Below are 15,624 nucleotides of genomic sequence, written 5' to 3' on the forward strand. Positions count from 1 at the left end.
AGTTTCTGAGGCAAAGTTTGGATAGTGCCATGAGGTTTCTTGTTCGCTTGGCGATCGGGCTTTTGTTCGCGCTGTTTGGACTGATTAGCTATTGCAGCACTACCTCAGACAATCCGATTACCGGAGAGCAGCAGCGCATCCAGCTTTCTGCCCAGCAGGAAATTCAGCTTGGTTTGCAGGCGCGCCAGGAAATGGCCGCTCAGCACGGCGGACTATTTCCCGATCAGCAGCTTCAGCAGTACGTCGATACCGTTGGTGAAAGGATTGTGGAGCGATCGGCAGCAGGACAATCCCCCTATCCGTTCGAGTTCCACCTCTTGCGCGATCCCCAAACCGTCAACGCTTTTGCCCTTCCGGGTGGGCAAGTGTTCATCACCGCCGCCCTGCTGTCTCGACTTTCCACTGAAGCGCAACTTGCCGGAGTCCTTGGTCACGAAATTGGTCACGTGGTTGCCAGACACGGAGCCGAACATCTTGCCAAACAGCAGCTAGGACAAGCTCTGGTGACGGCGATCGGCGTGGCGGCCAGCGACGGTGAAGACGGTGGACGGCAAGCGGCAGTTTTGGCGCAGGCAGTCAATCAAATGGTGAGCTTGCGCTATGGACGAGAAGATGAACTGGAAAGCGATCGCCTCGGTTTCCGGTTCATGACCGAAACCGGATACAACCCAACGGGCATCGTGGAACTGATGCAAATCCTCGCCCAAGCGTCGCGTAGCGGACGGCAACCGGAATTTTTCAGCACGCACCCTGATCCGGGCAATCGCGTCCAGCGTCTCCAAGCTCTCATTTCTGAAACTTATCCAAACGGTGTGCCGCCCGAACTAGACAATGGACGCGATCGATTTGAGCAGCTTGTGCGTTCGCGACTTCGATAGAAAACCAAAACGACTGCTGACTTTGGCACAGGTCGTGCGCCAGCGGACGGCTTACTCCTCAACTCTTGCTCTTCAAGTCCTGCTGCAACACAGGTTTTAGCGATTGCGCTGAATCTGCACCATTGCTTCTTGAATGCGGGCAGCAAGGTCAGGATCATTTTGCAAAGCGGCAGTAATAGCATTGAAGCGATCGGCTGGCAACCCGTGACCCGCAGCAATTTGCACCGATCGATTGCAGTAATTCACGGCAATTTGCCGTACCTCGCGGCTGAGACGGTTCAGGCTCTCGGGCCGATTGCACATAATCGGCGGCACGTCCGATCCGGTGATGCGCTTAATTTGGTCGTAGGCGGCTTGACGGAGCGGTTCAATTTCAAGAATCGATCGCGCGTAGTTTTGAACTTCTTGATTGCTGACGGCAGATTGCGCGTAAGCGGCTGTGACCCCAAAAACGGTCGGACGCAAACTTGGAACTGGAGCCAGCATCAGCATTCCCAGCAGCGATGCACCCGCCAGCAAGGGTGACAGCGGTTTTGGCAGGTGAAAAAACTTCTTCATGGCAGCGTTTAACGATTCAAAAACTGAAACAACAGTAGCGTTCTCCTAATTTTGAATTATTCTAGGCCAGGAAGTTCCAGCCGCACGGAGATCATTCCCTTTTCCGTCTGATCGCTCCACCCCGGCACCAGTACGCCATCGAACCGGACGTGCAGACCGACGATCGCAAGTGGAATCTGTTTTATTTGTCGAAATCTTGGCGATGTGGAAGTTGTTGAGCAGCAGAAGCACCGTCAATTGAAAAATTCTGCATATTCTGTTGAAGCAAAGCCGCCAAGCTGAGCGATAATTTCAGACGACGAGGTTTAGCAAAGCGATACCGTTCGGCAAGCTTCGTGATTGCATCAAGCAGCCGTGCGTAGGAAGAGAATTTGCAAGCCGAATCAAAACAATGTCAAAAGAAATTCGATCGAGCACTGATGCTTTCGCAAAAATTAGTTTGTTGAGCGATCGCAGAATTGAAGTTTCAAAAGAGTTCTTTAAACATTCGATCGCCCAATCAGCTTGAAAAAACAAAAGTGCAGAAACAAATGAATCAACAAGTGATGATATGAGTTGACGACTGAGAACTTCAAATCTTTAATTTTGGTGAGATTTTGGCGATTATTTTATCCGGGTAAACGAAGCCGCTATAAAAATTAGAGGCGACAAAGATCTTATAGAACGCTATATGATGCAGTCGATCGAAGCACGCGATCGCATCTCACATTCTCTAGAAATTCCCCTTTTGCTATGGACTATAAATCAGCAGGTGTTGATGTTGAAGCAGGCCGCGCCTTTGTACAGCAAATTCGCAGCATGGTCGATCGCACTCGCCGCCCCGAAGTATTAGGAAATTTGGGCGGATTCAGCGGAATGTTTCAGCTTCCAGCAGGCTATCAAGAGCCAATTTTGGTTTCTGGAACGGACGGCGTTGGCACAAAATTAAAGCTGGCGCAGCAAATCGATCGGCACGATACGGTCGGCACTGATTTAGTTGCAATGTGCGTGAATGATGTGCTGACTTGTGGAGCCGAACCGCTGTTTTTTCTAGATTATTTGGCAACCGGAAAATTGCAGCCAGAACAGTTGGCGCAGGTTGTCAGCGGCATTGCGATCGGCTGTGAGCAGGCAGGCTGTGCGCTGCTTGGTGGCGAAACCGCAGAAATGCCCGGTTTCTATCAGCCTGGAGAATACGATTTGGCGGGATTTGCGGTTGGCATTGTCGAAAAAAGTCAAATTTTAGACAGTTCGCGAGTGCAGGTTGGCGATGTGGCGATCGGGCTGGCAAGCTCTGGCGTTCACAGCAACGGCTTTAGTTTGGTGCGAAAAATCATTGAGGGGCGCAGCTTAGACGCTGCGGCGTTTGGCGATCGCTCCTTAGCCGCAGAATTACTGACTCCAACTCGCATCTACGTTTCGTCAATTCTGGCAGCGCAAAAAGCCGGACTGGACATTCACGCAATGGCGCACATCACAGGCGGCGGCCTGCCAGAAAATCTACCGAGATCAATTCAATCGAATCAGGCGATCGCAATTCGTTCGACAAGCTGGCCGATTCCGCCCGTGTTCGAATGGTTGGAATCTCAAGGCAATGTCGATCGCTTGGAGATGTTCAACACCTTCAACATGGGAATCGGGTTTGTGCTGCTGGTTTCGCCCGATTGCGCTGCCGAAACGCTCAATTGGTTTGCGAATCGAGGCGAATCGGCTTGGGCGATCGGGGAAGTCGTGAACGGTTCTGGAGAACTGCAATTTGTCACCTAAACTCAACCTCAAGATGGAGGAATCGTCTTACTTAGTGCTGAACTGATTGCGATCGCAGCGCGGCTATCTTGATGATTGAGATACACCAGAACTCTCAGTTGTTGAGTTAACAAATTGCGATCATGACATCAAGAAAACCTTCTACAAACGAATCGAATCAAAACGTGAATGGCCGCCCGGTTTCCTCTGACGAAATCAACTATCGAGACGGCTTTGTGCAAGGCCAAGTTGAGGAACAGCGCTATCAGTATGAACGTGAGCGTGCCAGCGAAAGCAACGGTGCTGCGGCTGGCTTGCTGATTGGCACGCTGCTCGCTGCCTTGGTTGGCGGTGCGATCGCCCTGTTCTACTACAATTCCCAAGACCGTCAGCCCGACGTGATCGTGCAGCCGACGACTGCTCCCACCTCACCTGCTCCTTCTCCACAAGCCCAGCAGTCGCCTTCGCCGCAACCCCAGCAAACCACGATCATTCAGCGCACGATCGAGCGCCAAGTGCCTGCGCCCGCACCCCAAGTCAACATTCAAGCACCTGCCCCCGCACCTGCTGCCCCCGCTGCGCCTGCACCTGCCGCTGAAGCTGCACCGCAAGAGGCTGCCCCCGCTGCCGAACCGCAGCCGCCTGCCGAGTCTGCTGCCCCGGATCAGCCGAGCGGTCAGACGGCTCCTTAATCTTCAATTGTGGGGGTGGGCAGTCGCTCACCCTTTTTTGTCGTTCCAACTGGCAGACGTAACGATCGTTACGGTTGTGAAAAGCGATCGCCGTTTGAATGGTTGGCATCGAGGCAGGTCGATTTTAAGGATTTCACAAAATGTTAAAAATCGGTGTGTCGATCGATGACTAATCCAGTAATGTGAAGAAACATTGCCCATTTTTGGCTCAACACAAGGCAGGTATGACAGACGCTCCTCGGCATCGCGTGGTAATTATTGGTGGCGGATTTGGTGGCCTATACACTGCAAAAGCGCTCGGTGGCGCTGCGGTGGATGTAACGCTAATTGACAAGCGCAACTTTCATTTGTTTCAGCCGCTGCTGTATCAAGTAGCGACGGGCGGCTTGTCGGCAGGCGATATTTCCTCGCCGATTCGCGCCATCTTGAGCCGCTATCGCAATGTCAAAGTCCTGATGGATGAAGTCATCACGATCGATCCGCAGGCCAAGCGCGTCACGCTGCAAAACGGCGAACTCGAATACGACACGCTGATCGTTGCGACGGGCGTGAGCCATCACTATTTTGGCAATGACGACTGGGCAGCGATCGCGCCCGGACTCAAAACGGTCGAGGATGCGCTGGAAATGCGCCGCCGCATTTTTCTGGCCTTTGAAGCCGCTGAAAAAGAAACCGACCCAGAAAAGCGACGGGCGTGGCTAACGTTTGTCGTCGTTGGCGGTGGCCCGACCGGAGTTGAACTGGCAGGCGCACTGGCCGAACTTGCATACAGCACCTTGAAGTCCGATTTTCGCAGCATTAATACGAGTGAAGCGCGAATTTTGCTGCTAGAAGGGATGGATCGCGTCTTGCCGCCCTACCCGCCTGATCTATCGGCTGCCGCCGCCGATTCGCTGGAGCGGCTGGGCGTAACGGTGCAAACCAAAACGCTCGTCACCAAAATTGCCGATGATGTCGTCACGACGAAGCAGGGCGATGCGATCGAAGAAATTCCGGCTCGCACAATCTTGTGGGCGGCAGGTGTCAAGGCGTCAGCAATGGGCAAAGTCTTGGCCGATCGCGCTCAGGCCGAACTCGATCGCGTCGGGCGCGTCATGGTGGCTCCGGATCTTTCGCTGCCAACTCATCCCGATATTTTTGTCGTTGGCGATTTGGCGCACTATGCCCACCAAGGCGACAAGCCGCTGCCCGGAGTTGCCCCGGTTGCGATGCAGCAAGGCAGCTATGTGGCAAAGCTGATCAAGGCGCGACTGGCTGGAAAATCGATCGACCCGTTCCGCTATCGCGACTATGGCAGTTTGGCTGTGATCGGTCGCAATGCTGCTGTTGTTGACCTGAAAGCGTTGCGTCTAACAGGATTGCCCGCCTGGTTAATCTGGGTGTTCATTCACATCTACTTCTTGATCGAATTTGACAATAAGCTGCTGGTGATGATCCAGTGGGGCATCAACTACTTCACGCGCAAGCGAGGCGCAAGGTTGATTACGGGTGAAGAAGGCGATCCAGCGATCGCAGCCGCCGCCCTGCCGCAAAAGGAAATGGCAAACGTCTAGTTCCAATCGTGCCAAACGAAGTACCAGTCCTGACTGATGCGGCGGTATTCTAGTTCGTTGGGAAGGCTGGCTGGCAGCGTTTTGTAGGCAGGCGCGTAGACGTAATCATGGCCGCTCGGCAGCACAAATGCTGCGCCGACTAGCGTTCCGTTTGCGTCATACTTCAGGTCTTGGATCAGATTCACCTGCACGCCTGTTGCAGCGATCGCTCGTTCCACCTGCTCAAAATCCTGCTGCGCCTGAGCGCCAAACGGCTGCTGACTGCGGTAGCCTTCAACGCGCACTTGCTCCAGGGTGGCGAAGCTGCGAGGCAAGCGATCGACCTGCCGTCGCTGCTGAGCGGTGCTGGGTTGACAGCCAAACAGAATCAAACCAAGCAAGACAAACAGCAGAAATCTTTGCCGCATGGCAAGGGAAATGGAGGTCGTTCCGGTTATAGCTCAGCCGTTTTTAGATGCAGCCAGCATCCGCAGATCAACGCTGCGATCGCTGGCTTGCACAAGCTACTGGTTCACTTCGGTTTGCAGCCATTCATCGACAGGCTGACCGTCGCGGCGGCGCAGTTCCACCTCCACAACCATCACCGCACCGGAACCCGGAGGCGCAGGTCTTTGGTGAAAGATGATCTCATAGGCGTTGGGATCTTCGTTGCGTTCGCGCAGCCAGTCTTGCACTTTCGTTGTGGCAAAAAAAGACTGTCCCTGCTCAAACATGCGAGTAAGCTGCATTTGCAGAGTAAACGGATTGAATCGCGGCATGTTGGGTTTCTCGAACGCTGCCTTTGATTGTAGTGCGCTCTATCTCAGCAGGTTCGATCGCCACAGTCCGGCTCGACAAATGAAGCGGCTGTAGTGCCGGAGCAACTGCTGCTGCTGTGGCGTCGGAATGATTTTAGCGACTTCGTAGCGGACGATCGCCCAGGCCAGCAGTTTAGCAGTATCGATCGGCACGCCAACTTCGATGAGCTGTCGCCAGTAAACAGGCATCTTTTGACGGGCGCTTCTTTGGGTGCGCTGTTTTTGAGTAACAAGGAACTGATGGAGGTGCTGAAGATAGTCAATTGCCGAAATCGATTCCGTATCAACACCGATCGATTGTGGGGGAACAACAGTGGAAGCAGTCATGACGCAGTGAGAATTCAGGGGATTGTTATTGTTAGTATGCCCAGGTTTTACGGAATCTTCTTGTGACGGCATCTCGATTAAATCGTGATTTTTACAGAGAAAATGGGTGATTTCTAGCAGGCAGCTCGGTGACAAGCAGCAGCAAATTGAGTGATACAAATCACACTAGTAGCTTCAAATATTTAATGTGCTTTTTATTACTGTTGCTTCAGTAATTTCCTGCACCTTGACCGATCGCGCCGTGCTTCAATACAATCTTGAAATTCCAGTGAGCTTTTCTGCTTTGCAGCCTGATTTTTCCACGCTGCCCGAAGCAGCGAGTCGTGCAGTGTCACCAGCTTTTGCTTTTAGCTTGGGCGGGCTTCAGGGGCAGAACCGATCGCGTCCTTCACGCTGCTCAATCCGTGCGCTTCTAACTTTTTCACCAGCCCTTCCAAAATGCGCCGCACCATCCAGGGACCTTCATAGATCCAGCCCGTATAAACCTGAATTAAGCTCGCTCCGGCTGTAATTTTTTCCCACGCATCGTCTGCGGTGAAGATGCCGCCCACGCCGACGATCGCCATTTGCCCGCTCGTGTGCTGATAAATTTGGCGGATCACTTCGGTCGATCGCTGTCTTACGGGTGCGCCAGAGATGCCGCCCGCTTCGGCTGAAACAGCATTTCCGGTGCGATCGATGATTTGGGTTTTTAGGTTGTCGCGGGCGATCGTCGTATTGGTTGCAATGATCCCCGCCAGTTTGTAAAGCTGAACCAGTTCAACCACAGTCGCGATGTCTTCCCAGTCGAGATCCGGTGCGATTTTCACCAAAATTGGCTTGCCGTCTCGATTTTCTTGCTGAAGTGCATTCAGGATTGGCTCAAGCTGGGATCGGGCTTGAAGCGATCGCAGGCCGGGCGTGTTGGGCGAGGAAACGTTGACCACAAAGTAGTCACCCAGTTGGCGCAATCGGTGAAAACTCGATCGATAGTCGGCGGCGGCATCTTCAAGCGGCGTTACTTTCGATTTGCCCAAATTCACGCCCAAGGGAATCGGAACGGTGATGCGCTGGCGAAGCTGGGTGAGGCGATCGGCCAAAGCTGCTGCACCTTGATTGTTGAAGCCCATGCGGTTAAGGGCGGCGGAATCCGCAGGCAGGCGGAACAAACGCGGCTGCGGATTTCCGGGTTGCGGCAGATGCGTCACCGTGCCCAATTCGGCAAAGCCAAAGCCCAAGCTTGCCCATGCACCAGCGGCGAGTCCGTCTTTGTCGAAACCTGCTGCCAGCCCGACCGGATTGGCAAAATTCAAGCCCCAAAGCGCTTGTTCTAAACTTGGATGCGCGAAGCCGCACGATCGCTCGACTTGGTGCGCGAGCCAAGATTGCGGAGTGAGCTTGCCCAAAGCGGCGATCGTTTGCTGATGTAGCCATTCGGGGTCGGCCTGAGAGCGAAACAGGAGCGGGCGGAGGCTCGATCGATAAATATCCACAGCGACAAACTTGCATCATTTCCCTTTATTATTCAAACAAGTTAGACGCACCTTCGGCTTTGGTAGTGCAGAATCGTGGCTGGGCATCCTAGGGACACAGGGATACTCGTGCATCTGCCGTTTCAATTGACTCAAAACACACTTAAAATCAGCGCGATCGCTCCATTTCGCCGCAAAATCACGATGCAGTTTGGTAGATAGAGCTAAGATTGACTTGCCTGTCCTACCTGAATTGGCGTGGCAAAGCGGTTGGTGCAGCGATCGCCCGGAAGAGATCGGGAGTTTGAACTATGGGGGCGCAGAGGGAGCCATCGACCTACGAACGACAGCTTGTTGCCTTGGGGCGTGTTCTCCAATCCCTACGGGAGGCGGAGAGCGCCGAGCAACTGGTGGAAATTGCGCTGGGCTATTTGCAAAGCGAATTTTCCTACGCGCTCACCTGGATTGGGCTGTACGATCGCGTCGAACATCGGCTAATCGGTCAAGGCGGCTCAACTCCCACAGGCGATCTTAGTTTCTTGAAGCAGCGCCTTGTCCTCAATCCCGGTGATTTGCTCGAACAAGTCGTGATTCAACAGCGGCTCGTTGGCGTCCCCGATTTGCGCGAAGAACCGCGTGCAGGCGAATGGCGCAAAGCCGCTCAAACCTTCAACATTCAAGGCACTATCATCTTTCCAATTCGCTACAAAGAACAGTGCTTTGGCGTCACGCTGCTCGGCTCAACCTTGTGGGGCGTATCGCCGCATTCCGAAGAAAAAGCCCGACTCTCAATGGTGTTAGGCGAGCTGGGAGCCGCTTTGTATCAGGCGGATGTGGAGCAGCAGCGGCAGCAAACCAAGCGACCGGACGAACCGCTGTTGACGCTGTTGGCACAGCTCCGATCGTTCACCTCACTCGGTCAACGCTTAGCGGCGATCGCGCAGCAAACTCAAGCTTTTGTTCAGTCCGATCGCACGAATATCTACTGGTTTGAACCAGAACGGCGCTACTTTTGGCGACGCATCGGCACGCGCGACTCGATCGAGACACCGGGGATCAACGTCCAGGAAGTCAACAGCTTTTATCAAGCACTTGCTGCCGATCAGCTTGTTTCGATTGGCGAGGCGCACAGTTCGCTCAAGGCAGATATTACCGGACGCTTGATGCAGCAGTTAGGAGCGCGATCGCTGCTTGCCGCGCCAATTTTGTTTCAAAACGAACTGTTGGGATTTTTAGCCGTTGAAGGCACAGAACCGCGCATTTGGAGCGAAGAAGAAAAAAGCTATGTGCGAGGAGCCGCGCAACTAGTCGCCCTGACTGCTCCGCTGGAAGCGATGGAAGAAAATATCCAGCGTGCCAAGCAAGACCAGCTATTGACCGCAGAAATCGCCCGCGCCATCTACAGCGACGACGATTGGCGCAACACGCTCAACCACTGCGCCTTGGAGCTTTGTTCGCGCCTGAGAGCCGAGCGATTTTTGGTGCTGCTATATGACCAAGATCTAGAGCGATTTGAAATCTGCTACCAAAGCCAGCCGAACAGCCGCCGCCCGATCGCTTCTTTCCTGGAAGGACTCAATCAGGTCGATTGGCAGATGCTAGAGCGCAGCACAGAAGCAGTCGGCGTCGAAAATTTGGAAGACGACCTGAAGCTGATGGCGTGGCGCGAAGTATTTCTTGACTTAGGCGTTCAGTCGCTCCTCGTGTGCAGCACAGCGATCAATCATCCGCTAGAAGGCTTGGTCGTGATCGGCCATGAAGCGACTCGGACTTGGAATCGATCGGAGCGCGATTTGCTCCGCATCGTCAGCCAGCAGATCGGCTTAATTTTGCACCAGTGGCAGTTGCAGCGGCAAACTGACCAGCAGCAGAAAACCTACCAAACGATTCAGTGGGGGCTGACAACGATGCAGCAAACCCACGATCTAGAGTTGCTAGAGCGATCGGCAATGGAGCATATCTCTCAGGTGCTTCAGGTTCCGCTCGCCACGCTGATCACCTGGCAGCCCGGACGCAAAACCGCCCGCATCGTTGCGCCCGTCATCACCAAAAGTCAGTTTGCCCTCAATGCCGATGTGCAAATTTCGGTTTACACCGACACCTTAATCCAGTGGGCACTGCACAACGACGATCTGCTCACCTTGAGCGTGGACGATCTCGCAGTGGAAACGCGCCAGTGGCTCAGCGGTTCGGGCATCGGTCAAATCCTCGCCATGACGCTGCGGACGGCTCCTGACCATGAACCAACTGGAATTGTTTTGGTAGCCGATCATCGCGATCGCTACTGGGGCGAACGTCAGCTTAACGCCCTGGGAACGCTGGTCAGTCAGCTTGCCTGGTCGCGCCGCTACGTCACCTTGACGGAAATGCTCAGCGCCCGCAAAGCCACGCTTGAACAGTTGAACTGGTACAAACAGCACCGCCTCGAAGAAATGTATCGGACGCTCAACGTTGCCGTTCGCCGCTTAAACGAACTCGGTCAGCACAAAGAGAGCGCAGCCAGTATGCGCTATCAGCAAATCCTGCGGCACTTGGGCGGACTGTTGACGGCAATGTCTCCTGTCCTAAAGCTGGAGGCGTGGCAGTTCCGACACGAAATCGAGACCGCTCCGCTCGTGAGCCTGCTGAAGCGATCGCTCGAACGAGTTGATGGACTGGTCAAGCAGCGACAAATCTGGACGCAGGTGCACAACGACGCAAACCTGTCGATCGAAGGCGACATTCCCAAAATTGAACTTGTCCTGTGCGAACTGCTGACCGTTGCCTGCCATCGATCGCCGCCTAACAGCCGCCTCGACATCTGGTGTCGTCCGCTCGATCACCGCTGGCTTGAAATTTCGATCACCGACAATGGCGTGATTGAATCGCGCCTGCTTGAAGAACTCCAAAGCGGGCGATCGATCGATCTGCTGACACCCTCGATGCTGAATCATCCGCCGGGACTACACTTGGCGATCTGCAAATCACTGATGCAGCAAATCAACGGAGAATTTAATTTATATCGCCTGGATGATGGACGCATTCTCAGCCGCCTGATCGTGCCGATCGCCCCTACGATTCCGGCTCCACCAACGCGCATTCAAATTGAGGAAGTACGCGATCGAGATTTGTCGTCTTCTCAGCCAATGTAATGACTGAAATTCAGCTTCACGATACGACTACTGGGACTAGGCGCCAAATCAAACTGCTCTTTCTCCAAACTGGAGACATACGCACACACACCTCTAGCGCGATTCCAAGCGGAAAATTCTTTCAGCACATAGAGCGATCGAGTCGATCGCAGTTTAGCTACAGCAATTAACGCCAAAATTGACACTTCTTCGGTAGAGGCAATTCTATCAGACCGATTGGTGTTACCCTCAAGGCGCAGTGCTCTGCAAGCAGATTGATATGTGGCTTGCGCTAGCGCCGCCTAAATCCTGCTCGAAGGCCGCGCTGAGGATCGCGAAGCTCAATATCAGGTGTCACTTTAAATGCACAGGGAAGCGCAGTTGCCCAGCACAAATCCGAGATTGGAGAAAAATAGCGAAAATTGTTAAGCTGCCTTTCTTCGACGCGGACGCGCTGAATCGGTGGCGGCAGCAAGAGGCGATCGACCTGGCTGTGTAAGCTCGTCACAGTGACGATCGTAGCCAATAGCGGACACAACCACACCGCTTGCTGAGGACAACCTTTGAACTGAATTTTCGCGCTCCACTTCTGTCCCCACAGTGCCAGCAGCAGTGCAGGCACCAGCAGCACGTAGGCCAGCGCAAACCGCAGCATTGGCGAAGTCAGCAGCAGAAAGCCAATTCCTGTACCGCCAATTGCAGCGACCCAAAGAAGTCCCGGTTGACGATCGAGCTTGATTTTTTTCAGCACGATCCCGATTGCCAGAAGCGAAACAATAATCAGCAGCAGAAGCAATTGATTGGTCTTCGAGAGACTAAACCATTGCCACAGCGCCCAAACAACTCCACGTACTCCCGCCGCAGATTCGCCATACCAGCTTGTCCACTGATGCGTTCCGGCGGCAACTTGCGATCGCACAAGGGCAGTTGGCGACCAGGGTAAATCCAAGCACATCGCTGTCGAAGGATACAAAGGGCATCCAGACGTGATGATGCTGGATGTAAGCAGCGGCACGAGCAGCGCGATCGCAGCACTCCCTGCCAGCGGTTGACGCCAGGAATTGACGAGCCAGAAGCAGCCCGCCACTAGCAGCAGCGTCAGCAGCGTCAGCTTAACGCTGACTGCACCAGCGGCTAGCAGCAGCACAACTGTACTGGAAGCGCGACGGTCTGTAAATTGGCGATCGGTCGGCGCCACTCGATCGCCCAGAATCACCAAAATTGCCCAGGCGACAATGCCTGTGATCAGCAAAGCGGCGATATCGGGTGAAGGCGAAACTAAGATATCTGAAAGCAGATCCGACACCAAAACGAGCGGAATCAGCAAACTCAAAAAGGCGATCGCAAACCAATCGCTGAGCTGTGCCTGCCGTTGCCAAATCGATCGCGCTGCCCAAAACCACTGCCCAAGCGCAATTAGCAAGACAAAGCCGTTGGCAACCGCACTAGCGCGAGCCGTAAAAACGCCAAAATCAAACGGTGCAGCCAGCGCAAACCAAGCAGAAGTAAAGCCAAAATTGGCAAACAGCAAAGCAACACCGGGAACAGAGCCATACTGCGCCAGCCACTGCACAACGCTGTAGTGATAAAGCCCTGTATCAATCCAGGTAACTTGACGACTGCAAACTGCGGCGATCGCAATTGTCACACTGGCGATCGTGACGATCCCGCCACGACTGAAGCGAAGCTTTTGCAGTTCGGCGCGAGTTGCAGGCTGAAGCAGTGCAAACATCCCGAAACCCAGGAATATCACTGCGCCAATTGCAGGTGAGAGCGGCAGCAGTGTAGACAGGCCAAGCAGCACATTGGCAGACACAAGCAGACTCAGCCAAATTGCCACGACCAGGCGATCGCTGATCCGAGCAAAGCAGTTTGCGGACAGCAGATTTAGCAAGGCCAGGCCAACTGCGCTACAGACGGTGCCCAAGACAAGCCAAACTGCAATGAGATACAGCATGTTGTGCTTTTCAGGATGTCATCGAAGCTCGATTGAATCGATTGAGCAGATGATACCGTGTCGTACCGATCGCAAACGCGAGGCCGCTGTAGAGGAAATACAGCCAGTGCCAGGGAATCGTCCGCAGGGCAAACCACAAGCCGCGCTTTTCGTGGAAAAAACGATAGACAGGCCAATTTAGCCACAGCAGCGCGATCGCCAGCCCAGCAGCGACATGGGCGCTCGGCCACCACCCTTGAACAATCAGCGTGGTCAGCAGCGCGTAGGTAAGAATTAAGCTGACGCGGCTCGATGTTTTGAGATTGAGATCGTTGACAAAGGCTCGATCGCGCCACAGCAGTTCTGTCCAAGGCAAAGCGCGGTAGAAAATTTCGGCTCGCAGGAGGGAAATAGCTTCCCAGCGCTTGAGATGCTTGACTTGAATGGACTTGAACAGGCGAATTTGATAGCCTGCCCGCTTAAGCCGATAGCCGAGTTCGATATCTTCAACCGAAGGATAGCGGTAGTTCTCATCAAAGCCGTCGATCGCCCAAAATACGCTGCGTCGAATTGCACCACAAGCTCCCCAAAAGGTCGAAGCTTCTTCGGCAGCGGTTTGATGCGTGTAGTGGTGAAACAGGTTTTTGTACTGCGCTAGAAAATTGGGTGCACCTGGAGCATCGTCATAGGAACCGATTAGCGCATCAAGGCAGGGATTTTGGGCAAAGGCGATCGCGACCTGAGGGATGGTAGCAGCGTTGATGGTTACATCTGCATCGATGAAAAAAAGAATGTCACCTTCTGCCGCTCGCGCTCCAAGGTTGCGCGCTCGCGCTGGGCCACCCGCAGTCGGACGCTTGATGACTTTGACGCCTGCTTGCTCGGCAACTTCAGCCGAATCATCACTCCCCCCATCAACAACAACAATCACTTCAACGTCTGCTGGTGCGTAAGCTTGAACGCTCGCGAGGCATTTACGAAAGCTTTGACCGCCATTGTGAACAGGGATGACGATCGAAATTGTGGGCAGCACTTTAGCCGAATCGGAACGAGCATTGGATGGCATTGAGTGATTTCCAGCTTGATACTCCTGAGTTACCTCCAGATAGTAGCCACCGCTTCTGAGGGGACGAACAGCAGCTCGGTCAGCTTTACCAAGTCTTCATCAATTTGCGGCAGATTTTGCCAGCGATTAATGCGAATCTAAAAGAAAAATTATTCTCTGTAGCTTGTGTCGGACAGTTCGACTCGCGCATGTGATTTTGGTGCTACCAGCCTGTTTGTATGTAGTTCTGGTAAAGCTTGAGGTCAGGACGTGACAAGTTCGCTGCTGACCTGCGAAAAATCAAAATGTCAACTGTTCAGTTGCAGCAGTCGTGCGATCGATCGTCGGGCATTCCCTTCCTCGACAGGACGGTACTTTTTTGCCTTCAGGGGTACTCTGAGTGAAACAGACGCGCTACCATACCATGCTCGATCAGGCCTTTCCCGATAATATGCCGCTGGTTTCTGTCATCATTCCGGCGTACAATGCGGCAGGTTTGATCGAGAGAACCCTCAATTCAGTCTTGAACCAGACTTATCCTCATCTTGAAGTTCTGGTGGTGGATGATGGCTCGACAGATCAAACTGCCGCAATTGTGGAAGCGATTACTCGCTGTGATTCCCGCGTCATCCTACTGAGGCAAACTAATTCTGGTGTTGCAGCGGCTCGCAACCTTGGCATTGGGCAAGCCAAAGGCGAATTTATCTCGCCGCTGGATGCAGACGACTTATGGTATCCAACGCAGCTACAGCGCCAAATCGACTGCTTTTTGAGCAGTTCCACTTCGGTTGGCGTTGTCTACTCTTGGTCAACCGACATTGACGCTGACGATTGCCCCACTGGAGGCTTTCACGCTGCCACGATCGAAGGTGATGTCTACGCCACGCTGCTTTGTCACAATTTTTTGGGCAACGCAAGCTGCACCATGATCCGCAGATCCACCCTGCTGAGCGTCGGCGGCTACAATAGCGAGTTTCGATTACAGCAAGCCCAAGGCTGCGAAGATTGGGATCTTTATTTGCGCCTTGCCGCCTGCTGTGAATTTCTTGCGGTTCCAGAATTTCTAGTTGGCTATCGCAGAATCGAGCAAAGCATGTCTCGCGACTATCAAACAATGGCGCGATCGCAAGCGCTGATGTTGGAGAACGTCAGAGTACAACGTCCAGCCATTCCAGAATTTCTACATCGCTTGTCGCGCAGCAGCTTTTATCTTTACCTTGCCAGGCAGTGCAGTCTAAGCGGTGACGATCGCAATACGCTGTTCTGGCTGGGTGAAACGCTTGCAGCCGAAGCAATCACACCGCTGCTTCGACCCGGATTTTATCGGCTGGCGATCGAAAGCTGGTGGCGGCTTAAGCGTCCTGCTGTCAAGCGCTCTGAGGCAGCAGACTCTACACATCCAGCGATTGCCCCTCCGCCGCTCAAGGTCTTTTTGAAGCTGCAAGTCGGCAACAGCCTACATCAACTGCTGCGCTGGGTAGCACCGTCAAGGTCACAAAAAACCAGCGCGATCGCGCTTTCTGGCGATTACTTCGTGGATCAGAGGTAGCAT

General features: G+C 53.7%; 14 protein-coding genes. 6 read left to right on the top strand and 8 right to left on the bottom strand.

Annotated elements, in window-relative coordinates; all coding sequences use genetic code 11:
• Positions 1 to 29 precede the first annotated feature (29 nt).
• Entirely contained in the window at positions 30 to 878 is an 849-nt protein-coding gene (locus H6F67_RS20280; RefSeq protein WP_190768456.1) for a M48 family metallopeptidase, read from the top strand.
• Between the two features lie 96 nt (positions 879 to 974).
• Here the strand turns inward: H6F67_RS20280 and H6F67_RS20285 are convergent, their stop codons facing one another.
• On the bottom strand, positions 975 to 1,436 hold the full coding sequence (locus tag H6F67_RS20285) for a DUF4168 domain-containing protein (protein ID WP_190768457.1): 462 nt from the start codon (positions 1,434 to 1,436) through the stop codon (positions 975 to 977).
• 732 nt (positions 1,437 to 2,168) lie between these two features.
• On the opposite strand from H6F67_RS20285, the gene purM reads away from it, so the two are divergent.
• The 3 genes from purM to H6F67_RS20300 all read left to right on the top strand — a co-directional run bounded on the left by purM (position 2,169) and on the right by H6F67_RS20300 (position 5,406).
• A complete protein-coding gene (gene purM, locus H6F67_RS20290) occupies positions 2,169 to 3,182 on the top strand; it encodes a phosphoribosylformylglycinamidine cyclo-ligase (RefSeq protein WP_190768458.1) in 1,014 nt (337 codons plus the stop codon).
• A 122-nt stretch (positions 3,183 to 3,304) separates the two neighbouring features.
• Entirely contained in the window at positions 3,305 to 3,853 is a 549-nt protein-coding gene (locus H6F67_RS20295) for a hypothetical protein (RefSeq protein ID WP_190768459.1), read from the top strand.
• 224 nt (positions 3,854 to 4,077) lie between these two features.
• Positions 4,078 to 5,406 (top strand): NAD(P)/FAD-dependent oxidoreductase, encoded by a 1,329-nt coding sequence (locus H6F67_RS20300; RefSeq protein WP_190768460.1) that lies wholly within the window; start codon positions 4,078 to 4,080, stop codon positions 5,404 to 5,406.
• Here the strand turns inward: H6F67_RS20300 and H6F67_RS20305 are convergent.
• The 4 genes from H6F67_RS20305 to H6F67_RS20320 form a co-directional block, all read right to left on the bottom strand.
• Entirely contained in the window at positions 5,403 to 5,813 is a 411-nt protein-coding gene (locus H6F67_RS20305; protein WP_190768461.1) for a hypothetical protein, read from the bottom strand. The genes H6F67_RS20300 and H6F67_RS20305 overlap by 4 nt on opposite strands.
• 96 nt (positions 5,814 to 5,909) lie before the next feature.
• Positions 5,910 to 6,164 carry a hypothetical protein gene (locus tag H6F67_RS20310; protein ID WP_190768462.1) on the bottom strand — a complete coding sequence of 85 codons (255 nt, stop codon included), beginning with the start codon at positions 6,162 to 6,164 and terminating at the stop codon, positions 5,910 to 5,912.
• A 39-nt stretch (positions 6,165 to 6,203) separates the two neighbouring features.
• On the bottom strand, positions 6,204 to 6,530 hold the full coding sequence (locus H6F67_RS20315) for a hypothetical protein (RefSeq protein ID WP_190768463.1): 327 nt from the start codon (positions 6,528 to 6,530) through the stop codon (positions 6,204 to 6,206).
• Positions 6,531 to 6,877: 347 nt separating this feature from the next.
• Positions 6,878 to 8,002 (bottom strand): quinone-dependent dihydroorotate dehydrogenase, encoded by a 1,125-nt coding sequence (locus H6F67_RS20320; protein ID WP_190768464.1) that lies wholly within the window; start codon positions 8,000 to 8,002, stop codon positions 6,878 to 6,880.
• A 290-nt stretch (positions 8,003 to 8,292) separates the two neighbouring features.
• On the opposite strand from H6F67_RS20320, the gene H6F67_RS20325 reads away from it, so the two are divergent.
• Positions 8,293 to 11,112, top strand: a complete 2,820-nt coding sequence (locus H6F67_RS20325) for a GAF domain-containing protein (RefSeq protein ID WP_190768465.1) — start codon at positions 8,293 to 8,295, stop codon at positions 11,110 to 11,112.
• Here H6F67_RS20325 and H6F67_RS20330 read toward each other — a convergent pair.
• The 3 genes from H6F67_RS20330 to H6F67_RS20340 form a co-directional block, all read right to left on the bottom strand.
• A complete protein-coding gene (locus H6F67_RS20330) occupies positions 11,100 to 11,297 on the bottom strand; it encodes a hypothetical protein (RefSeq protein WP_190768466.1) in 198 nt (65 codons plus the stop codon). The genes H6F67_RS20325 and H6F67_RS20330 overlap by 13 nt on opposite strands.
• A gap of 86 nt (positions 11,298 to 11,383) precedes the next feature.
• Positions 11,384 to 13,048 (bottom strand): LIC_10190 family membrane protein, encoded by a 1,665-nt coding sequence (locus H6F67_RS20335; RefSeq protein ID WP_190768467.1) that lies wholly within the window; start codon positions 13,046 to 13,048, stop codon positions 11,384 to 11,386.
• Between the two features lie 10 nt (positions 13,049 to 13,058).
• The gene (locus H6F67_RS20340; protein ID WP_190768468.1) at positions 13,059 to 14,093 is read right to left on the bottom strand and encodes a glycosyltransferase family 2 protein; all 1,035 of its coding nucleotides are present in this window, start codon (positions 14,091 to 14,093) and stop codon (positions 13,059 to 13,061) included.
• A 379-nt stretch (positions 14,094 to 14,472) separates the two neighbouring features.
• Here H6F67_RS20340 and H6F67_RS20345 point away from each other — a divergent pair, with 379 nt between their 5' ends.
• Entirely contained in the window at positions 14,473 to 15,621 is a 1,149-nt protein-coding gene (locus tag H6F67_RS20345; protein WP_313926873.1) for a glycosyltransferase family A protein, read from the top strand.
• Positions 15,622 to 15,624: the final 3 nt, after the last annotated feature.

Origin of the sequence: Microcoleus sp. FACHB-1515 (assembly GCF_014696105.1) — a bacterium.
Lineage (GTDB): Bacteria > Cyanobacteriota > Cyanobacteriia > Elainellales > Elainellaceae > JAAUTJ01.